Source organism: Pseudomonas sp. m6p, from assembly GCF_055760375.1.
The window spans coordinates 790090-809755 of the sequence record NZ_CM147084.1 but is presented as its reverse complement, the minus strand read 5'-3'; the positions used below and the strand labels follow the sequence as shown (position 1 = coordinate 809755).

Genomic DNA, 19666 nt, shown 5'->3' with positions numbered 1-19666 from the left:
CTGGCTCTCCACATCTTGGCGTCAAAGCCCCGCGAGTATCGCTGATCAGCTTCCATTGCACACGCTCATTCGGGCGACAGTGCTCTGGCTCGATAGTTCACGAAGACTTTGCATCGTCATCGACATGACATCACTTAGCCACTGCTCTGTCATAAACCATCGCGATACTCGTTCCTGTTTTTAGAGCGCCGGGTTCTACCCGGACACTGTTTTCCGACGTGCGCGTCGGTGTGCCCAGGATGGTTCAGCCATCCCTCTCATCTTCGGAGATTGCTATGCGTCTTGCTTCCACGAAAACTGCGGCGGCCCTGTGCGGTGGCCTGTTGCTGGCCATGAGCGTTCCGGCCAGTGCTGCAGTCGACGCCAAACTGCTCGACATGCTCAAGGCTAACGGTTCCATTTCCCAGGCGCAGTACATTGAACTGCAAACTGAACTGGCCAAGGATCAGAAGGCTCAGCAAATCGCGCAGCAGGCGCAGCAAGAGACCAACGAGCAAATCGCGGCAACCGCGAAGAAAACCAATGAGCTGAGCTCCTTCGACCAGAAACTTGCCTGGGCCGCCAAGACCCAGTTCAAGGGTGATGTGCGTATCCGTCAGGAGACCGTCAAGATCGACGGTGAATCCAACAACGGTGGTCGCGACAAGGATCGCCAGCGTATCCGTGCCCGCCTCGGCGCCTACACCGAGATCAACCCGCAAGTCGACACCGGTATCCGTATTGCCACCGGCGGCGGTGACGATGCCCGTTCGACCAACCAGGACATGGACAACTACTTCGACAAGAAGCAGATCTGGCTCGATCTGGGTTACATCGACTACCACCCCGATGCCATCAAGAACCTGCACGTGATCGGCGGCAAGATGCTGCAACCGTGGGTCAGCATGGGCGATGTGATCTGGGACAGCGACATCAACCCGGAAGGTCTGGCCGTGACCTACAAATACCCGCTGGGCAGCAGCGCCGAACTGTTCGGCAGCCTGGGTAACTACACCCTCAAGGACAACGTCGACGGCGAAGGCGTGCAATTTCGCCACGACCTGCGCCTGACCGCTGGCCAGTTGGGCAGCCGCTTCGCGATCACCGACAATCTGAAACTGACCCTGGGCGGCAGCGTCTACGCCTACCAGAACGACGAGGACAGCCGTTGCACCGGGACGTCCACACCGTGCGCACTGTCGGTCAACGGCAACTCGGCCAACAACGAATTCCGTCTGTACGAGGGCTTCAGCCAGATCGATATCGGTGGTTTGCCAATGCCGCTGTCGTTCTACGGCCAGTACGTGAAGAACAACGATGCCGTGACCGATGCCGACACTGCGTGGCTGGTCGGCGCCAAGTCGAAAGTCTTCGGCCTGAACCTGGACTACAACTATCGTGACGTACAGCGTGACGCCGTGGTCGGCGCATTCACCGACTCCGACTTCGCCAACGGCACCACCGGTTCCCGTGGCCACAAGTTCAAGGTCGGTTACGACATCGACAAGAACTTCGCCATCGGCGCCACCTACTTCCTGACCAAGGCCGACTTCTCCAGCCGTACCCAGCGTGACGCAGACACCAACACCCTGCAGCTGGACGCGGAAGCGAAGTTCTAAAAAGCGTCACCTGTAGCCTGACGCGGGCGGGACGATCCCCATCATCCGTTCGTTTCATCCGCGTCGGGCTATTTCTTCAAGATGCAAAAAACATGTAGGAGCTGCCGGAGGCTGCGATCTTTTGATCCTTGAAAACAAGATCAAAAGATCGCAGCCTCCGGCAGCCCCTCAAGGAGAGTATCTTTGCGGCGTTGCTCGGCCAGGCGCTCAGCCAGCGCATCCATACCCTCTTGCGGCTTCTCCGGCATCGCCTTCAACGTAGCCTGCATCAAACGCATCTGGCGAATGAAACGCCGGCAGTTAGGGCAGAACATCAGGTGATGGCGCACCAACAGTCTCTCGCGAAAGCTCAACTGGCCATCGAGGTAATCGCTGGAGCGCGCTACTTGTTCCTTGCAGGTCAGCATTCGCCGGTCTCCTCAAAATGCTCCACCGTGGCGAAGACTTTCAGCCGCGCACGATGCAGCAGCACACGGACATTGGAGAGCGAGATCTCCAGAAGATTACAGATCTCCTCCAGCTCCAGGCCCTGACGCTCGCGCAGCAGCAAAACACTGCTTTGCAGTTCCGACAGGCTGAGCAAGGTGTGCTCCAGGCAGTCGCGCAATTCGCTTTCCGTCAGCAAGGCTTCCGGCGTGTCCTGATGCCAGGCGAACGGCGCCACCAGCCAATGACCGTCACCGGGAGAAAAGCGATCATCGTCGATGGTGCCATGGGGTGACGGTAGATCATCCATCAAGACTTCGCGGCGGTTTTGTTTGTAGCGGCTCTTGGCCGAGTTGGCAGTGATGGTCAGCAGCCAAGTCTTGAGACTGGAACGGCCCTCGAAGCTACCGATGTGGCGCACCACCGAAAGCCAGGCGTCCTGCACCACTTCTTCGACATGACGTTGGCCGACAATCGCGTAAGCCACAGCGCGCATGGCGCTCTGGTAGGTGCTGACCAGTTCCTTGAAAGCTTTTTGCTCACCGGCCAACAGGCGTTCGAGCAGTTGGGTGTCGTCCGTTGCGGCCATGCGCGCCTCGTTTTCAGATGGTCGAAAGCAAAAGATCGCAGCCTGCGGCAGCTCCTACAGAGATCAGTGTAGGAGCTGCCGCAGGCTGCGATCTTTTCAGGCGCACTCAGCGCTTGCGCAGAATCACGCTGCCGATCGAGTAACCGGCGCCGAACGAGCTCAGCACGGCCAGCGAACCGGCGGCCAGATCGTCCTGATACTTGTGGAAGGCAATCACCGAGCCCGCAGAGCTGGTGTTGGCGTAGGTGTCGAGAATCACCGGGGCTTCGTCTTCGGTGGCTTCACGACCCAGCAGCTTGCGCACGATCAGGTGGTTCATGCTCAGGTTGGCCTGGTGCAGCCAGAAGCGCTTGACGTCGCCGACGTTGAGTTTGTTCTCTTCCAGATGCTCACCGATCAGCTCGGCAACCATCGGGCAGACATCCTTGAACACCTTGCGGCCTTCCTGCACGAACAGTTTGTCACGGGCACCGATGCCCTCTTCCGCGGCGCGATTGAGGAAACCGAAGTTGTTGCGAATGTTGTTGGAGAACTTGGTCAGCAGTTTGGTGCTGACCACATCGAACTGGTACTTGGAGGTCGCCAGGTCGGCGCGCTCAATGATGACTGCCGTCGCGGCGTCGCCGAAGATGAAGTGGCTGTCACGGTCACGGAAGTTCAGGTGACCGGTGCAGACTTCCGGGTTGACCATCAGGATCGCCCGGGCCTGACCCAGTTGCACGCTGTTGGCCGCAGCCTGAATGCCGAAGGTCGCCGAGGAGCAGGCCACGTTCATGTCGAAACCGAAGCCCTGAATGCCCAGTGCTTCCTGGACTTCGATGGCGATGGCCGGGTAGGCGCGCTGCAGATTGGAGCAGGCGACGATCACGCCGTCGATGTCGGCGGCGGTCTTGCCGGCACGTTGCAACGCCTGTTCGGCGGCGCCGATGGCCATCTGGCAGAGGACCGACCATTCGTCGTTGGAACGCTCCGGCAGACGCGGGGCCATGCGTCGCGGATCGAGAATGCCATCCTTGTCCATGACAAAGCGACTCTTGATGCCAGAGGCCTTTTCGATGAACGCGGCGCTGGATTCGGTCAGCGCCTGGACTTCACCGCGAGCGATGGCGTCGGCGTTGTCGGCGTTGAACTGCGCGACGTAGGTATTGAAAGACTGCACCAGCTCTTCGTTGGAGATGCTGTTGGCCGGGGTGTACAGGCCGGTGCCGCTGATGACGACGTTATGCATGGTCGTTTCTCTAATCTGTTCAGGCAGAAAGCGCTGGCACCGACGTACCAACACACAAAGGGTCTGTTCCCGTCCGGGGACGCTGACCTGGCATCGCTTTATTCCGCCACGTGACCCGGCCGAAGGCTCTGGGTCACGAAACCGGCGTTTATGGTCGCGAAGTTTGCCATAAACCCAAGGTTTTGGCGCCTCTCCCGCTAAACGCACTCCCTGTAGGAGCTGCCGAAGGCTGCGATCTTTTGATCTTGATCCTTTAAAAAGCAAAATCAAAAGATCGCAGCCTTCGGCAGCTCCTACAAAGTCCTTGCCTGTCGCGGGTTCAAGCCTCGACCTGACTCCATTGCTTGCTCAGCCGCTTGTCCGAGATCGGCACTTTCGTTCCCAACTGCTGGGCGAACAGCGACACCCGGTATTCCTCCAGCCACCAGCGGTACAACTCCAGCTGCGGATCGCGCTTGCCTTCCTGGGCATGTTTCGCCGCGCGGGTCTGGTATTGCGCCCAGAGGCCGGCCAGTTCACCGCTCCAGACGCGATCCTTCTGTACTTGCGCACCGAGTTTCTCGAAACGCTGCTCGACCGCCTTCAGATAGCGCGGCAGCTCCTTGAGCCATTGCATCGGTGTTTCCCGGACGAAACCCGGATACACCAGATGGCTGATTTGCTGCTTGATGTCATTCAGCGCCACAGCCTGCGCCAGATCGATCTTGCCCTTGAAGCGTTTTTGCAGGCCGTGCCACAGCTTGAGAATCTCCAGCGTCAACCGCGCGACGCGCTCGGCGTGTTCGGTCCAGCTGCCGCGTTTGCGCTCAGCCAATGCCGCCAGCCCGGCGCCATCACGGGGTAACGGGTCTTCGCCTTCCAGAATGCAGCTGTCGAGACTGGCCAGCAGAATGTCTTCGACCAGCGCATCCACTCGGCCCAACTCGCGATATAGCAGGCCCAACTCGGTGATGCCCGGCAGTTTGCTGCGCAGGAACTTCGCCGGTTCCACCAGTTGCTGCATCAGCAGCCGCTGCAAGGCGCGGCGATGCTGGAATTCGGCTTCGGCCGGGGTCGAAAACCGCCCTTCCTTGACCGTGCCGCCCTCTTCCACCAGCGCCGGATAGACCGTCATCGACAGGCCGGCAATCTTCTGCTGAGTCTTTTCCGCCACCGGAGCAAACACTTTGGCTTCCACCGGTTGCTGACTTTTCGCACTTTGCGGCACGGCCAAAGCCGCTTGACTGGCTTCGGCGAAGCGCGCGGTGAGCTCGGCCAGATCGCGTCCCTCACCAAGAAACTTGCCTTGGCCGTCGACGATTTCCAGGTTCATCCGCAGATGGCTTTCGACCTGCTGCGCCGCTTCCGCCCAAGCCTCATCGCTGACTCGGGCGCCGGTCATGCGCAGCAGTTCGCGACCCAGCGATTGCGGCAACGAGCCCTCTGCGAAGCTCATGCGCTGCAACGCCGCTTTGATGAAATCCGGCACCGGCACGAAGTTTTTGCGCAGGGCTTTCGGCAGATTGCGCACCAGCGCAATGCACTTGGCCTCGATCAGCCCCGGCACCAGCCATTCCAGACGCTCCGGCGGCAGCATCGGCAGCAGCGGTGCCGGCACGCGCAGGGTCACGCCGTCGCGCGGGTGATTGGGTTCAAAGTGATAACTGAGCGCCAGTTCGAGATCACCAATGTGCAGCGTGTCCGGGTAGTCGCGCGCGGTGACCTCACTGGCCTCGCGGGCCAGCACGTCCTCTTCGCGCATGATCAGCAGCTGCGGGTTCTTCTGGCTGTTGACCCGATACCAGCTGTCGAAGGTCGCGGTCTGGTGAATCTCCGCCGGCAAGCGCGCATCGTAGAACGCGTACAGGGTTTCTTCGTCAGCGAGAATGTCGCGGCGCCGGGCCTTGGCTTCCAGTTCGTCGAGCTGTTCGAGCAATTGTTTGTTGGCGCTCAGGCATTTGGCTTTCGACTGAATCTCGCCACGCACCAGGCCCTCGCGGATAAACAGCTCACGCGACACCACCGGATCCACCGGGCCGTAATGCACCGGGCGGCGACCGACCACGATCAGCCCGAACAGGGTGATCTGCTCGTAGGCCACGACCTGGCCGCGCTTCTTCTCCCAGTGCGGTTCGAAGTGGTTTTTCTTGATCAGGTGCCCGGCCAGCGGCTCGATCCAGTCGGCGTCGATCTTGGCGACCATGCGCGCATAGAGCTTGGTGGTTTCCACCAGTTCGGCGGTCATCAACCACTGCGGGCGCTTCTTGCCGATGCCCGACGACGGGTGAATCCAGAAGCGCCGTTGCCGGGCACCGAGGTAATCGCCGTCTTCGGTTTTCTGGCCGATCTGACTGAGCAGGCCGACCAGCACCGCTTTGTGCAGTTTCGGGTAATCCGCCGGTTCCTTGTTGAGGCTCAACTGCATGTCGCGGCAGATCAGGCTCAACTGGCGATGGGAATCGCGCCACTCGCGCAGACGCAGATAATTGAGGAAATTCTTACGGCACCAGTTACGCAGCGGGCTGGCGGTCAGCGCTTGGCGCTGTTCTTCAAAACCACGCCACAGATTGACCAGACCGGCGAAGTCCGAATCGCTGTCCTTCCACTGCGCGTGGGCCTGATCCGCCGCTTGCTGACGCTCCGGCGGACGCTCACGCGGGTCTTGAATCGACATGGCGCTGGCGACGATCAGCACTTCCTGCAAGCTGCCGAGCCTGGCCGCTTCGAGCAGCATGCGGCCCATGCGCGGGTCCACCGGCAGGCGCGCGAGCTGGCGACCGAGCGGGGTCAGCTGACTGTTGCGATCCACCGCCGAGAGTTCTTGCAGCAGGTTGAAACCGTCGCTGATCGCCTTGCCGTCCGGCGGCTCGATGAACGGGAACGCGGTGATATCACCGAGGCGCAGGTGCAGCATCTGCAGGATCACGGCGGCAAGGTTGGTGCGCAGAATTTCCGGGTCAGTGAATTCCGGGCGACCGAGGAAATCTTCCTCGCTGTACAGCCGCACGCAAATCCCTGGTTCAACCCGGCCGCAACGACCTTTACGCTGATTGGCACTGGCCTGGGAAATCGCTTCGATCGGCAGGCGCTGCACCTTGGCGCGATAGCTGTAGCGGCTGATGCGTGCGGTGCCGCTGTCAATCACGTACCGGATGCCCGGCACGGTCAACGAGGTCTCGGCGACGTTGGTCGCCAGCACCACGCGCCGCCCCGGATGCGACTGGAAAATCCGCTGCTGTTCAGCCGGCGACAGGCGCGCGTACAGCGGCAGGATTTCCGTGTGTTTGAGCTGGGCCTTGCGCAGCATGTCGGCGGCGTCGCGAATCTCGCGCTCGCCGGGCAGGAACACCAGCACATCGCCGGGACTGCGGCGTTCGCTGCGTTCGTAGGCGGCGATCTCGTCGAGGGTGGCGAGGATCGCCTGATCCACGGTCAGGTCGTCTTCGACGCGGTTGCCTTCTTCATCCTGCTCAAGCGTCAGCGGGCGATACCAGGTTTCAACCGGGAAGGTGCGGCCGGACACCTCGACAATCGGCGCGTCATCGAAATGCTTGGAGAAGCGCTCCAGATCGATGGTCGCCGAGGTGATGATGACTTTCAGGTCCGGACGACGCGGCAGCAGGGTTTTCAGGTAACCGAGCAGGAAGTCGATGTTCAGGCTGCGTTCGTGGGCTTCGTCGACGATAATCGTGTCGTAGCGTTCCAGATAACGGTCGTTCTGGGTTTCCGCCAGCAGGATGCCGTCGGTCATCAGTTTGATCAGGGTGTTGGCATCGCTCTGATCTTCGAAGCGCACCTGATAACCGACCAGCGCGCCCAGTGGCGTACCGAGCTCTTCGGCGACCCGGCTGGCCACACTGCGCGCCGCGATTCGGCGTGGCTGGGTGTGGCCGATCAAGCCATGCTGGCCGCGACCGATTTCAAGACAGATTTTCGGCAACTGGGTGGTTTTACCCGAACCGGTTTCGCCGGCGATGATCAGAACCTGATGCTTCTCCAGCGCAGCCTTGATCTCATCGCGCTTGGCGGCGATTGGCAGGCTGTCGTCGTAACGAATCACCGGCAGGCTGGCACGGCGCGCCAGCACCTGATCACTGGACGCCTGCAGACGCGCCACCCACTGGGCCAGTTTGGCCTCGTCGGGTTTCTTGCGCAGCTCGAGCAACTGCCGCCGCAGCCGGTGACGGTCGGCGAGCATGGCGTGATCAAGGTTTTTCAGCAGTTTGTCGATGGAGGGCGATTCGTCGGTCATCGGGTACGCAATTCGGTCGTCTATATGTGCAGGGGGCGGATTGTCGCAGATTTGCTCTCGATTGACCTGCTTCCCCTGTAGGAGCTGCCGCAGGCTGCGATCTTTTGATCTTGTTTTTAAAAATCAAAGTCAAAAGATCGCAGCCTGCGGCAGCTCCTACAGGATTGAGGTGACAACGGGTTATTCGTTATCCAGTCCTTTGCGGCGGTAAGGGAACACGTCGATGACTTTCCCGGCGCGAATCGCCTCCTGCAGACCCTTCCAGTAATCGGCGTTGTACAACTCGCCGTGCAGTTGATCGAACAGTTTGCGCTGCCCGGCATCGGCGAACAGGAACGGCGGAAACTCTTCAGGGAACACATCCAGCGGCCCGATCGAATACCACGGCTCGGAAGCCATTTCGTCCTCGGGGGTGCGCGGCGCGGGGATGTGGCGAAAGTTGGCTTCGGTCAGGAAACAAATCTCGTCGTAATCGTAAAACACCACCCGCCCGTGACGGGTGACGCCGAAGTTCTTCAGCAACATGTCGCCGGGGAAGATATTGGCCGCCGCCAGTTGCTTGATCGCCAGCCCGTAATCCTCCAGCGCCTCGCGCACCTGCGCGTCGTTGGCGTTGTCCAGGTAGAGGTTGAGCGGGGTCATGCGGCGCTCGGTCCAGCAGTGACGGATCAGCACCGTGTCGCCTTCGACCGAGACCGTCGACGGCGCGACTTCCAGCAGTTCTTCCAGGCACGCCGGATCGAACTTGCTCAGTGGAAAACGGAAGTCGGCGAATTCCTGGGTATCGGCCATGCGCCCGACGCGGTCGACACTTTTCACCAATCGGTATTTTTCGATCACCGTCGCCCGGTCGACGTTTTTCGACGGCGAGAAACGGTCCTTGATGATCTTGAACACGGTGTTGAAGCCCGGCAGGGTGAACACGCTCATGACCATGCCACGCACGCCCGGCGCCATGATGAACTGATCGTCGGTGTTGGCCAGGTGATTGATCAGCGCGCGGTAGAACTCGGACTTGCCGTGTTTGTAGAAGCCGATCGAGGTGTACAGCTCGGCGATGTGCTTGCCCGGCAAAATGCGCCGCAGGAAACCGATGAACTCGGCCGGCACCGGCACATCGACCATGAAATACGAACGGGTGAAGGAGAAGATGATCGACACATCGGCTTCGTCGGTGATCAGCGCGTCAATCTGAATCCCGCGGCCTTCGCGGTGCAGCAGCGGAATCACCAGCGGCCACTGCTCGTCGCGGGTGTAGATGCGCCCGACCAGATACGCGCCTTTGTTGCGGTACAGCACCGAGGAAAACAGCTCGACGCTCAGCTCCGGATCCTTGCACACCCAGTCCGGCAAATTCTCGCGCAGTTGCGCTTCGAGGCGCTGCAGATCGCCGGGCAGATCGGCGTAATCCTCGCTGAAACGGTAGTCGGCAAAGATGCTTGCAAGCATCGACGACAACTGGCCCTGCGGCTTGTAGGTGCGGGTTTGCGCAGCCCGGGCGCGGCGCAGGCTTGGCCGGGTGGTGTGGATGAACATGCAGCCGTCGCTGATCAGGTCGTGGCTGAACAGCCCGCAGAAGATCGAGTTGTACCAGGTCTCGGACAGCTCATCGTCGAAGCGCAGGTCGATCACGCTGATGTAGGCGCTTTTCACCAACGGCCAGCTGCCGACATTCATCAACGTCTCGTCGTCGAAATGCTCGCGCAGGCGGGCGATGGTTTCGCCGACCTTTTCCTCGTAAAGATTGATCCGCGCCGCCGAGGCGGTCTGCGTTTCCTGCCAGCGCGCCTGCTCGAAGCGCTCGCGCGCACCGTCGGTGATCCGCCGAAAATGCTCGCGGTAATCGTCAAAGCCATCGAGGATCATGCGGGCGATGTCGGTGGCTGGCCATTGCTGCGGCATAGATGAGACCTCGGCGTGCAAGTGGAAATCTGTGCCTGAGCTTAGCCACGGAACCGGGTGAAGGTGAAGTGCAATTTCTGCCAAAACCGGAACGCCAGCGCACATCGCGGGCATTTTTCACCAGGCAACCCGCTGCAGCGAATTAAATGCCCGATTAGCGGTTGCCATCGCCGGGGCGCTCGGCAACACTCTCGTCCCGATCAAGGAAGGAGTGCCATCGTGAGCGCTGTCGATATTTTCCGCATGCTGTCGCTGGCAGCCATCTGGGGCGCGAGTTTCCTGTTCATGCGCATTATTGCGCCGGTCATCGGCACCATTCCGACTGCGTTCTTTCGGGTGTCGATAGCGGCCGTCGGGCTGCTGGTGATTCTCGGGTTGATGCGCATCAGCTGGGACTTCAAAGGCAAGCTTAAAACCGTGATGTTGCTGGGCGTGATCAATTCGGGGATTCCGGCAACGCTGTATTCGGTCGCGGCGCAGGTGTTGCCCGCCGGTTACTCGGCAATCTTTAACGCCACCACGCCGTTGATGGGCGTATTGATTGGCGGGCTGTTTTTCAGTGAAAAACTCACTGCCGCGAAGCTGACTGGGGTGTTTCTCGGCTTGTTCGGTGTCGGTGTGCTGACGCGTGCAGGGCCGGTGGCTTTCGATCTGCCATTGCTGATGGGCGCCCTCGCCTGCCTGCTTGCCACCACCTGCTACGGCTTCGCCGGATTTCTCACGCGACGCTGGCTGGATCACAGCGGCGGGCTCGACAGTCGTCTCTCGGCGGTGGGCAGCATGCTCGGCGCTTCGCTGTTTCTGTTGCCGCTGTTCGGCTACAGCGTGATCACCGCCCCTCCGGCAAGCTGGGGTGGGTGGAACGTCTGGCTGTCGCTGCTGGGCCTGGGTCTGGGTTGCACGGCGTTCGCCTACATCATCTATTTCCGCTTGCTCAGTTCCATCGGCCCGGTCAAATCGATGACCGTGACCTTCATGATCCCGGCGTTCGGCGTGTTGTGGGGTGCGTTGCTGCTGGATGAGCCGCTGTCGATGGCTCACTTGTACGGCGGGGTGTTGATTGCGCTGGCGTTGTGGTTGGTGTTGAAGCCGGCGGTAGCTACAGCCCGCTGATTTGCGGCGTTGATAAGTCAGTCTTCGCGAGCAAGCCCGCTCCCACAGGAGGAATGCATTCCAATTGTGGGAGCGGGCTTGCCCGCGAAGAGGCCGGCCCAGACACTGAAAATGCCCGGGGCGGCCTGAAGGTTTTCAAGCAGTTCTACGGAACACAAACGCCAGACCGACAATGATCAACAGCATCCCCAGCACACTCAGCGCCGCCAGACGATTGCCGAAAATCAGATAGTCCATCAGCGCCGTCACCGCTGGCACCAGATAGAACAGACTGGTGACGTTCACCAGATTGCCCCGAGCGATCAGGCGGTAAAGCAACAGCGTCGCCAGCACCGACACCACCAGTCCCATCCACAACACCGGCACGATGAAACCGGCGCTGTGCTCAAAGTGGAACGGTTGAAACGGCACAAATATCCCGCACAACAGCAGTCCGGCCAGATATTGTACTGGCAGCGTGCCGAGGGGATTGTCGGTGATGCGTTTCTGCATGATCGAACCCAGAGTCATGCTCGCCAGTGCAAGCAGGCCAAACAGCATGCCGGCCCAAGACATCCCCGCCAGACCGATCCCCTGGTAAACCACCATGATCAGCCCCGCCAAGCCCAGCGCCAGACCGAACATCCGGCTCGCCGAGCGCTGCCGCTCCATCAACACCACGGTGAGGATCGGCTGTACACCCATGATGGTCGCCATCACCCCCGGCGTGACCTTGGTGTTGAGCGCCAGCAGATAGAAAATCTGATACGCCCCCAACAACACCAGGCCCGTTGCAATCGCGAACAGCATCGGTTTGCCGCCCTTGGGCAGCTTCAACTTGAGCAGCGGCGTCAACAGCAGCAGCCCGCACAGGGCGATCACAAAGCGAATCAGCAGAAAGGCAAAGGGCGAGGCATGGGCCAGGCCCCATTTGGAGAAGATCGCACCACTGCTCCACAGCAGAACGAACAGGCTCGTGGACATCGCCGCGAGCGCGGATTTTTTCGAAAGGACAAACATGAATACCACCTGTAGTCAGGCAAATAGCCAACTCAGCCGAGGCTGAAATTCAGTAGGTGTTTCTGGCGGGCGCAGGGGGTCAGCGGAGAATGCCGATCAGCCCGCAACGCCAACGCCCGGCGGTGATACGACAACGCACACCGGCGTGCTACTGACAGGTGGAGGGTAATGACTGATCTGCCCAGGCTGCTGATTCCCGCACGGCACGACGCCAGCGTTGACCGCTGAATCGACTACCGCGTTGATGAGGGATGCAGGCATTGGGCTGATCTTTTTTGAAGGGTTTGGAGAGTGAATCAGCTGATTCACGAGCGCCGACTATAACCAGCGTGGGACATGGATTGCAACGATTTGGACAAAGGGCCAGCAGGGACAGTTGGCGGCGAGGTGAATAGGCTGATGAGCAACGGATAGGCCCATTGATGGGGAGACAGGGAATGCTCGGGATCACATGCCAAGGGAACGGACATATTTGCGGTATCAGGTCTATCGGTCAGAGGCGCGGAAGCAGGCTGCTATCGTTACCCTTCAACTACAGCTTCAGTTGGAACGCCATGGTCCGACTGCCATCGATTTGTCGAAAGTACGTTTCGAACCTATCGACCAACAAGCACTTCAGGCATCAACCCTCTGGAGAGACCAGCACTTTTGCTGGAATGAGGTCATTGAGTGGAAAGGTCGAGAGCCTTTATCTCTGGACATCGCTATCTGGTTTGAAGAGGAACTGTGCGGGCTGTGTTTCGCAAATCCAAATGCCAGCAAAAACAGAATACGAATTGTGCGCCTGGAGGGACGCCCCTACGAATCCCATCCCATCCGTTAAAAAGACGTATCGGGGCACTGGCGATGATTGTGATTGAACAATACGCCCAACTCATAGGCAGCAAGGTTCTCGAGATCCAAGAACCTTTGAAGGGCGCGATTTCACACTATCAAGAGCTTGGCTTCGGCTTCGACACTGGTGGCCGCCTTGTCAAAACCCTGGAGAACCTAGTATCGTGAAAACTGTTCAATTAACGATCAACACAGGAGGAGAAATGAGCAAATCAACAAAGAAGCCGTCCTCCAGAAAAGAGATACCTCCTCTCGGCAAAAAATCCGGTGAGATAACGCTCACTGCGAGTCAGAGGCGTCTGCTGCAGTTACTGATAAAGGGCACTGAAAGCGAAGAGCCGAATGTACTCGCCGCTGGCCGACTGTAGATTTATCAGCAGACGAAAAACCGCTCACAAGGAGCGGTTTTTTTATTTCAACACCCAGCCTCAACCAAACAGCCAATACCCCAGCAACGTCAACACCAGCACCGCCAATACCGGACGCAGGATGCGGTAAGCCTTGGGATTGCGGCGTTTCCACTGTTTGACCACGCCACTGAACTTGTCGCTGAAGCTCTTGCTCCAGGCATAAGCCTGGTTAATGCCGCCGACACGTTCGTCATCAAGGTTCTGCGGGGCGGTGGCACGTCCCAGCCAGGCGCTGATGGCGCGGTTGATGCGGGTCATCAGACGGTTGCTCAATGGGCGTTCGACGTCGCAGAACAGAATGACGCGAGTCTGTTCGGTTTCGTTCTTCACCCAGTGCACGTAGGTCTCGTCGAACATCACGTCTTCACCGTCGCGCCAGGCGTAGACCTGACCGTCGACGAAGATCCGGCAGTCGTCGGAGTTCGGCGTCGACAGGCCCAAGTGATAACGCAGCGAGCCGGCAAACGGATCACGGTGCGGGTTCAGGTGGCTGCCACCGGGCAACAGCGCGAACATCGCGCCTTTGACGTTAGGGATCGCACTGACCAGCGCCACGGTTTTCGGGCACAGGGTTTCGGCCGACGGCAGCGGTTTGTCGTACCACTTGAGGTAGAAACGCTTCCAGCCCTTCTTGAAGAACGAGCCGAAACCAGCGTCATTGTTTTTCTCGGCCGCACGGATGTAGCCCTCATCGAACAGATGCATGGCCTCGTCGCGAATGGTTTCCCAGTTATCGCGCAGCACATCCAGTTCCGGAAACTTGCTGCGATCCAGATACGGTTTGGACGGCACGCCGGAGAACAGGTACATCAGCGCGTTGTACGGGGCGAACAGCGCCGAGTGGTTGACGAACTGACGCAGGACCGGCAAACGCGCCTTGCCGCGCAAATGCACATAGAGGATGCTGCCCACAAACAGCAGCAACACCAACACCTTGGCGGCTAACGAAAAGGTCATCAACGACTCCTTGAATAAAGACAACGCTGCGCAATGCCCTTTAGCCGGCATGGCAGCCGGCCATGATAAACACTACCGGCCTCGGGAAAAACCCGCTGAACCCAAGATTCAGTGTTAAGAATTGCGCAACAAAGCATTTATTAGCATAACGATCCTGAACCCCGGCTGATCTGAGTCAATTCGACTATTGCTGATTCTCCTGCTCGGTGAACAGATCGCTGAACAACATGCTCGACAGATACCGCTCACCGGAGTCCGGCAAAATCACCACGATGGTCTTGCCCTGCATTTCCGGCTTTTCGGCCAGACGCACCGCCACGGCCATGGCCGCGCCGCATGAGATCCCGCACAGGATCCCTTCTTCCTGCATCAGGCGCAGCGCCATGGCCTTGGACTCGTCATCGGTGACCTGCTCCACCCGGTCAACCATCGACAAATCGAGGTTCTTCGGCACGAAACCGGCGCCAATTCCCTGAATCTTGTGCGGGCTTGGCTTGATCTCTTCTCCTGCCAGGGCCTGGCTGATCACCGGCGAAGAGACGGGTTCTACCGCGACCGACAGAATCGGTTTGCCCTGGGTATTCTTGATATACCGCGAAACGCCGGTGATGGTTCCGCCGGTCCCGACGCCAGCCACCAGCACATCGACGGCGCCATCGGTGTCGTTCCAGATTTCCGGGCCGGTGGTTTTTTCGTGGATCGCGGGGTTGGCCGGGTTATCGAATTGCGACGGCATGAAGTATTTGCCGGTATCACTGGCAACGATCTCGGCAGCCTTCTCGATTGCGCCTTTCATGCCCTTGGCCGGTTCGGTCAGGACCAGTTCTGCGCCGAGGGCCTTGAGCACCTTGCGCCGCTCGATGCTCATCGAGGCCGGCATGGTCAGCATCAATTTGTAACCACGGGCGGCGGCAACGAAGGCCAGACCGATGCCGGTATTGCCCGACGTCGGCTCGACGATGGTCATGCCCGGCTTGAGTTTGCCGCTGCTCTCGGCGTCCCAGATCATGTTCGCGCCGATTCGGCATTTGACCGAATAACCGGGGTTGCGTCCCTCGATCTTGGCCAGAATGGTCACGCCACGCGGCGCGATGCGGTTGATCTGCACCAGCGGCGTATTGCCGATGGAATGGGCGTTGTCAGCGAAAATGCGGCTCATGGCTGGGTCCTTATGCAGCGTTGAATTCAGCCTTTCAAGGTATGCCTGTTGCCTGATGCAGTCCAGTCGGGTCGAACGTCTGCGACGCGCAACAGTCAATCGCTTACATCGTTCGGGAACTACCGCCATGAAGCGTCGCTACAGCTGGCCCATCGGAATTTTCGCCATCATCGTCGTGCTGCTGATCGCCCTGCACATCGCCCTGCCCTACGTGGTACGCGATTACTTGAACGGCAAGCTCGCCGACATGGGCGATTACCGCGGTCAGATCACCGATGTCGATCTGGCCCTTTGGCGCGGCGCTTATAAGATCAACGGCCTGAAAATCGTCAAGGTCGACGGCAAGGTGCCGGTGCCGTTCGTCAATGCGCCCGTGATCGATCTGGCGGTCAGCTGGCATTCGCTGTGGTACGACCATGCCGTGGTGGCGCAGGTGCAGTTCTTCAATCCCGAGATCAACTTCGTCGATGGCGGCCCCAACAAGCAGAACTCGCAGACTGGTAAAGGCACCGACTGGCGGGCGCAACTGGGCAAGTTGCTGCCGATCACTCTCGACGAGGTGCAGATCCACGACGGCAAGATCACTTTCCGCAATTTCAACTCCAAACCGCCGGTCAACATGAACGCCAGCAACGTCGAGGCGAGCATCTACAACCTGACCAACGTGGTCGACAAACAGGGCAAACGCGACGCCCGTTTCGAAGGCAAGGCAAAACTGCTCGGCCATGCACCGCTGGAGACCAGCGCCACCTTCGATCCGCTGAGCAACTTCGAAGACTTCCAGTTCCGCCTGCGCGCCCGCGACATCGAACTCAAAAGCATGAACGACTTTGCCTCGGCCTACGGCAAGTTCGACTTCAACGCCGGCCACGGCGACGTGGTCATCGAAGCCCAGGCGAAAAAAGCCCAGGTCAGCGGCTACATCAAACCCTTGCTGCGCGACGTCGAAGTGTTCAACTGGCAGCAGGACGTGGAAAACAAGGACAAGAGCATCTTCCGCTCCGTCTGGGAGGCCATCGTCGGCGGCACGGAAACCGTGCTGAAGAACCAGGCCAAAAACCAGTTCGCCACCAAGGTCGAACTCAGTGGCAACGTGCATCAGCAAAACATCAGTGCGTTCGAAGCGTTTTTGCAGATTTTGCGTAATGGCTTCATTCAGGCTTTCAATGCGCGGTATGAGCGGCCGAAGCCGGATGCGGGCTAATTCTTACGATTAACGACATATCGACCAGACTCTTCAGCCGCCAGCGTGGACTTTTGCTGCAATGAGTCCCAACCAAGACAAGCCAAGGCTAATGACCTTGGCACCGCCTCCCGCCCATTACTGTATCGGCTGATGCTGCGGGCACTGACACCCAGCGCCTCGGCTGCCTGATTCAGTGAGAGTCCGGTACGTGCACGCCAATCGATGAAAATCCGAGTGTTTTCATCGACAGTGTTTTGGGCCAGCGCATCCATATAAAGCGTGTCTGCGCCGATCTGTATATCGGGCTCAAGCCATTCGACCGTCCAGCCATTGTCGTCAAGGGTCGCAGCCGCAAACACTTCGGGATCAAGCAATGGTTGCAGACCTGGATAAGCGTGGATATCTCGGCTCAGGTCAAGGGTCAGATCCTGACCATCAATAAAGGTCAGTTTCAATCGATAACCTGACAGTGCCTGCACAGCCGTCAGCCGAGGCCTTTTCATGGGTAACATCGTTTCCAGTCCTCCAGCAGTTGCACTTGATGAGCCGCAACCCAAGCCAGCGCTTCCTTGATAATCAGCGGCGGTGCCTTGCCCGTCATGACTTCGACGGTTTCAAGGCTCAGCATCACGTCCACACCGCCACCGATCAAGTGGACATGGGGTGGCGGGTGATCCTTCTCACGTAACTGAATGCGGTATTTGTCGCGAAATCGGTATTTAGTCGTCATGCCCGACAGACTATCGCCAAATCGGCGATACCTGAATACTGGCCTCTGGCCGAAACCGAGTCAACATGTGACGCCCCATTCAGAGACTGAATAAGCCGTCTGCGTTCACAGTCGACCGGGCTGCGCGTTATAGTCGGGGCATCCGATTTTTTCGCCCCCGCCCTGCCCGTGCAGGTCGGCGTTACCGTTCGAGGATTAGCAGATGAAGTTCGAAGGCACCCAGGCCTACGTCGCCACCGATGACCTGAAGCTGGCGGTCAACGCCGCCATCACCCTGGAGCGGCCGCTGCTGGTCAAGGGCGAACCGGGCACCGGCAAGACCATGCTCGCCGAGCAACTGGCCGAATCGTTCGGCGCCAAGCTGATCACCTGGCACATCAAGTCCACCACCAAGGCCCATCAGGGCCTGTACGAGTACGACGCGGTCAGCCGTCTGCGCGACTCGCAACTGGGCAACGAAAAAGTCCACGACGTGCGCAACTACCTGAAGAAGGGCAAGTTGTGGGAGGCGTTCGAGTCCGAAGAACGCGTCATTCTGCTGATCGACGAAATCGACAAGGCTGACATCGAGTTCCCCAACGACCTGCTGCAAGAACTCGATAAGATGGAGTTCTACGTTTACGAGATCGACGAGACCATCAAGGCCAAGAAGCGCCCGATCATCATCATTACCTCGAACAACGAGAAAGAGCTGCCGGACGCCTTCCTGCGCCGCTGCTTCTTCCATTACATCGCCTTCCCCGACCGTAGCACCCTGCAGAAAATCGTCGACGTGCACTACCCGGACATCAAGAAGGATCTGGTCAGTGAAGCACTGGACGTGTTCTTCGACGTGCGCAAGGTGCCGGGCCTGAAGAAGAAGCCGTCGACCTCCGAGCTGGTCGATTGGCTGAAGCTGCTGATGGCTGACAACATCGGCGAAGCGGTGCTGCGCGAGCGCGATCCGACCAAAGCCATTCCGCCACTGGCCGGTGCGCTGGTGAAGAACGAGCAGGACGTGCAGTTGCTTGAGCGCCTGGCGTTCATGAGCCGTCGCGGTTCTCGCTAAGAGGCTGATGCCATGTTGCTCAACCTGTTCAATGAAATGCGTGCCGCCAAGGTGCCGGTGTCGGTGCGCGAGCTGCTCGACCTGATCAACGCGCTGAAGCAGCGCGTAACCTTCGCCGACATGGACGAGTTCTACTACTTGTCGCGGGCGATTCTGGTCAAGGACGAACGGCATTTCGACAAGTTCGACCGTGCGTTCGGCGCCTACTTCAATGGCCTGGAAAAGCTCGACGATCACTTGCAGGCGCTGATTCCCGAAGACTGGTTGCGCAAGGAATTCGAGCGTTCGCTGACCGATGAGGAACGCGCGCAGATCCAGTCCCTCGGTGGCCTCGACAAGCTGATCGAAGAGTTCAAGAAGCGCCTCGAAGAACAAAAGGAACGCCACGCCGGCGGCAACAAATGGATCGGCACCGGCGGCACCAGCCCGTTTGGCTCCGGCGGCTTCAACCCGGAAGGCATTCGGGTCGGCGATGCCGGCAAGCGTCAGGGCAAAGCGGTCAAGGTCTGGGATCAGCGCGAATACAAGAACCTCGACGATTCGGTGGAACTGGGCACGCGCAACATCAAGGTTGCTCTGCGGCGTCTGCGCAAATTCGCCCGGCAAGGTGCGGCGGAAGAGCTGGACATCGACGGCACCATCGACCACACCGCCAAAGACGCCGGCCTGCTGAACATCCAAATGCGCCCGGAGCGGCGCAACACGGTGAAGCTGTTGCTGCTGTTCGACATCGGCGGCTCGATGGACGCCCACGTGAAGATCTGCGAGGAGTTGTTCTCGGCGTGCAAGACCGAGTTCAAGCATCTGGAGTACTTCTACTTCCACAACTTCATTTATGAATCGGTGTGGAAGAACAACATGCGCCGCACGTCCGAACGCTTCTCGACGCAGGATCTGCTGCACAAGTACGGCGCCGACTACAAAGTGATCTTCATCGGTGACGCCGCCATGGCGCCCTACGAAATCACCCAGGCCGGCGGCAGCGTCGAGCACTGGAACGAAGAGCCGGGATACCTGTGGATGCAGCGTTTCATGGAAAAGTACAAGAAGCTCATCTGGATCAATCCGTATCCGAAGGACACGTGGGGCTATACCTCGTCGACCAATATCGTGCGCGATTTGATCGAGGATCAGATGTATCCGCTGACGTTGCGTGGGCTTGAGGAAGGGATGCGGTTTTTGTCCAAATAAAAAGCCAAAGATCGCAGCCTTCGGCAGCTCCTACAGAAAAATTCGCGTTTCCATGTAGGAGCTGC

General features: G+C 59.2%; 16 protein-coding genes. 6 read left to right on the top strand and 10 right to left on the bottom strand.

The genetic code is table 11. The features are described from left to right. Positions 1 to 275 precede the first annotated feature (275 nt). The gene (locus ACYZUM_RS03875) at positions 276 to 1598 is read left to right on the top strand and encodes a putative porin (protein ID WP_007966005.1); all 1323 of its coding nucleotides are present in this window, start codon (positions 276 to 278) and stop codon (positions 1596 to 1598) included. Between the two features lie 140 nt (positions 1599 to 1738). Here the strand turns inward: ACYZUM_RS03875 and ACYZUM_RS03870 are convergent, their stop codons facing one another. The 5 genes from ACYZUM_RS03870 to aceK all read right to left on the bottom strand — a co-directional run bounded on the left by ACYZUM_RS03870 (position 1739) and on the right by aceK (position 9974). Further along, positions 1739 to 2005 (bottom strand): anti-sigma factor family protein, encoded by a 267-nt coding sequence (locus tag ACYZUM_RS03870; RefSeq protein WP_473061296.1) that lies wholly within the window; start codon positions 2003 to 2005, stop codon positions 1739 to 1741. Continuing rightward, positions 1999 to 2613, bottom strand: a complete 615-nt coding sequence (locus ACYZUM_RS03865; protein ID WP_003222662.1) for an RNA polymerase sigma factor — start codon at positions 2611 to 2613, stop codon at positions 1999 to 2001. The genes ACYZUM_RS03870 and ACYZUM_RS03865 overlap by 7 nt, the downstream gene beginning before the upstream one ends. A gap of 106 nt (positions 2614 to 2719) precedes the next feature. After that, a complete protein-coding gene (locus ACYZUM_RS03860) occupies positions 2720 to 3841 on the bottom strand; it encodes a beta-ketoacyl-ACP synthase III (protein WP_108181976.1) in 1122 nt (373 codons plus the stop codon). A 319-nt stretch (positions 3842 to 4160) separates the two neighbouring features. Then, the gene (gene hrpA, locus ACYZUM_RS03855; protein ID WP_108181975.1) at positions 4161 to 8072 is read right to left on the bottom strand and encodes an ATP-dependent RNA helicase HrpA; all 3912 of its coding nucleotides are present in this window, start codon (positions 8070 to 8072) and stop codon (positions 4161 to 4163) included. A 180-nt stretch (positions 8073 to 8252) separates the two neighbouring features. Further along, positions 8253 to 9974, bottom strand: a complete 1722-nt coding sequence (gene aceK, locus ACYZUM_RS03850) for a bifunctional isocitrate dehydrogenase kinase/phosphatase (protein WP_108181974.1) — start codon at positions 9972 to 9974, stop codon at positions 8253 to 8255. A 219-nt stretch (positions 9975 to 10193) separates the two neighbouring features. Between aceK and ACYZUM_RS03845 the strand changes: the two genes are divergently transcribed. Then, the gene (locus ACYZUM_RS03845) at positions 10194 to 11087 is read left to right on the top strand and encodes a DMT family transporter (protein WP_086791982.1); all 894 of its coding nucleotides are present in this window, start codon (positions 10194 to 10196) and stop codon (positions 11085 to 11087) included. A 135-nt stretch (positions 11088 to 11222) separates the two neighbouring features. Here the strand turns inward: ACYZUM_RS03845 and ACYZUM_RS03840 are convergent, their stop codons facing one another. Continuing rightward, a complete protein-coding gene (locus ACYZUM_RS03840) occupies positions 11223 to 12086 on the bottom strand; it encodes a DMT family transporter (protein WP_041070292.1) in 864 nt (287 codons plus the stop codon). Between the two features lie 846 nt (positions 12087 to 12932). Between ACYZUM_RS03840 and ACYZUM_RS03835 the strand changes: the two genes are divergently transcribed. After that, positions 12933 to 13088, top strand: coding sequence for a hypothetical protein (locus tag ACYZUM_RS03835; RefSeq protein WP_473061295.1), 156 nt, complete (start codon positions 12933 to 12935; stop codon positions 13086 to 13088). A 260-nt stretch (positions 13089 to 13348) separates the two neighbouring features. Here ACYZUM_RS03835 and ACYZUM_RS03830 read toward each other — a convergent pair whose 3' ends face one another. Together ACYZUM_RS03830 and cysK are read right to left on the bottom strand one after the other, a co-directional pair. After that, positions 13349 to 14287 (bottom strand): aspartyl/asparaginyl beta-hydroxylase domain-containing protein, encoded by a 939-nt coding sequence (locus tag ACYZUM_RS03830; protein ID WP_047292347.1) that lies wholly within the window; start codon positions 14285 to 14287, stop codon positions 13349 to 13351. 184 nt (positions 14288 to 14471) lie between these two features. Continuing rightward, positions 14472 to 15446 (bottom strand): cysteine synthase A, encoded by a 975-nt coding sequence (gene cysK / locus ACYZUM_RS03825; RefSeq protein WP_041070300.1) that lies wholly within the window; start codon positions 15444 to 15446, stop codon positions 14472 to 14474. 127 nt (positions 15447 to 15573) lie between these two features. Between cysK and ACYZUM_RS03820 the strand changes: the two genes are divergently transcribed. After that, entirely contained in the window at positions 15574 to 16650 is a 1077-nt protein-coding gene (locus ACYZUM_RS03820) for a DUF748 domain-containing protein (RefSeq protein WP_108181972.1), read from the top strand. On the opposite strand, the gene ACYZUM_RS03815 is transcribed toward ACYZUM_RS03820, so the two are convergent. After that, positions 16647 to 17144, bottom strand: coding sequence for a DUF2442 domain-containing protein (locus ACYZUM_RS03815; RefSeq protein ID WP_086791990.1), 498 nt, complete (start codon positions 17142 to 17144; stop codon positions 16647 to 16649). The genes ACYZUM_RS03820 and ACYZUM_RS03815 overlap by 4 nt on opposite strands. Continuing rightward, the gene (locus ACYZUM_RS03810; RefSeq protein ID WP_097086717.1) at positions 17132 to 17362 is read right to left on the bottom strand and encodes a DUF4160 domain-containing protein; all 231 of its coding nucleotides are present in this window, start codon (positions 17360 to 17362) and stop codon (positions 17132 to 17134) included. Before ACYZUM_RS03810 ends, ACYZUM_RS03815 begins: the two co-directional genes overlap by 13 nt. 202 nt (positions 17363 to 17564) lie before the next feature. Between ACYZUM_RS03810 and ACYZUM_RS03805 the strand changes: the two genes are divergently transcribed. Then, a complete protein-coding gene (locus ACYZUM_RS03805) occupies positions 17565 to 18410 on the top strand; it encodes an AAA family ATPase (RefSeq protein WP_003222636.1) in 846 nt (281 codons plus the stop codon). 12 nt (positions 18411 to 18422) lie between these two features. After that, positions 18423 to 19601, top strand: coding sequence for a vWA domain-containing protein (locus ACYZUM_RS03800; protein ID WP_027614532.1), 1179 nt, complete (start codon positions 18423 to 18425; stop codon positions 19599 to 19601). Positions 19602 to 19666: the final 65 nt, after the last annotated feature.

What these genes read in the sequence shown, in the direction of transcription:
- ACYZUM_RS03875 (WP_007966005.1), top strand. Translation starts at nt 276, where the DNA reads ATGCGTCTTGCTTCCACGAAAACTGCGGCGGCCCTGTGCGGTGGCCTG.
- ACYZUM_RS03870 (WP_473061296.1), bottom strand. Translation starts at nt 2,005, where the DNA reads ATGCTGACCTGCAAGGAACAAGTAGCGCGCTCCAGCGATTACCTCGAT.
- ACYZUM_RS03865 (WP_003222662.1), bottom strand. Translation starts at nt 2,613, where the DNA reads ATGGCCGCAACGGACGACACCCAACTGCTCGAACGCCTGTTGGCCGGT.
- ACYZUM_RS03860 (WP_108181976.1), bottom strand. Translation starts at nt 3,841, where the DNA reads ATGCATAACGTCGTCATCAGCGGCACCGGCCTGTACACCCCGGCCAAC.
- hrpA (WP_108181975.1), bottom strand. Translation starts at nt 8,072, where the DNA reads ATGACCGACGAATCGCCCTCCATCGACAAACTGCTGAAAAACCTTGAT.
- aceK (WP_108181974.1), bottom strand. Translation starts at nt 9,974, where the DNA reads ATGCCGCAGCAATGGCCAGCCACCGACATCGCCCGCATGATCCTCGAT.
- ACYZUM_RS03840 (WP_041070292.1), bottom strand. Translation starts at nt 12,086, where the DNA reads ATGTTTGTCCTTTCGAAAAAATCCGCGCTCGCGGCGATGTCCACGAGC.
- ACYZUM_RS03835 (WP_473061295.1), top strand. Translation starts at nt 12,933, where the DNA reads ATGATTGTGATTGAACAATACGCCCAACTCATAGGCAGCAAGGTTCTC.
- ACYZUM_RS03830 (WP_047292347.1), bottom strand. Translation starts at nt 14,287, where the DNA reads ATGACCTTTTCGTTAGCCGCCAAGGTGTTGGTGTTGCTGCTGTTTGTG.
- cysK (WP_041070300.1), bottom strand. Translation starts at nt 15,446, where the DNA reads ATGAGCCGCATTTTCGCTGACAACGCCCATTCCATCGGCAATACGCCG.
- ACYZUM_RS03820 (WP_108181972.1), top strand. Translation starts at nt 15,574, where the DNA reads ATGAAGCGTCGCTACAGCTGGCCCATCGGAATTTTCGCCATCATCGTC.
- ACYZUM_RS03815 (WP_086791990.1), bottom strand. Translation starts at nt 17,144, where the DNA reads ATGTTACCCATGAAAAGGCCTCGGCTGACGGCTGTGCAGGCACTGTCA.
- ACYZUM_RS03810 (WP_097086717.1), bottom strand. Translation starts at nt 17,362, where the DNA reads ATGACGACTAAATACCGATTTCGCGACAAATACCGCATTCAGTTACGT.
- ACYZUM_RS03805 (WP_003222636.1), top strand. Translation starts at nt 17,565, where the DNA reads ATGAAGTTCGAAGGCACCCAGGCCTACGTCGCCACCGATGACCTGAAG.
- ACYZUM_RS03800 (WP_027614532.1), top strand. Translation starts at nt 18,423, where the DNA reads ATGTTGCTCAACCTGTTCAATGAAATGCGTGCCGCCAAGGTGCCGGTG.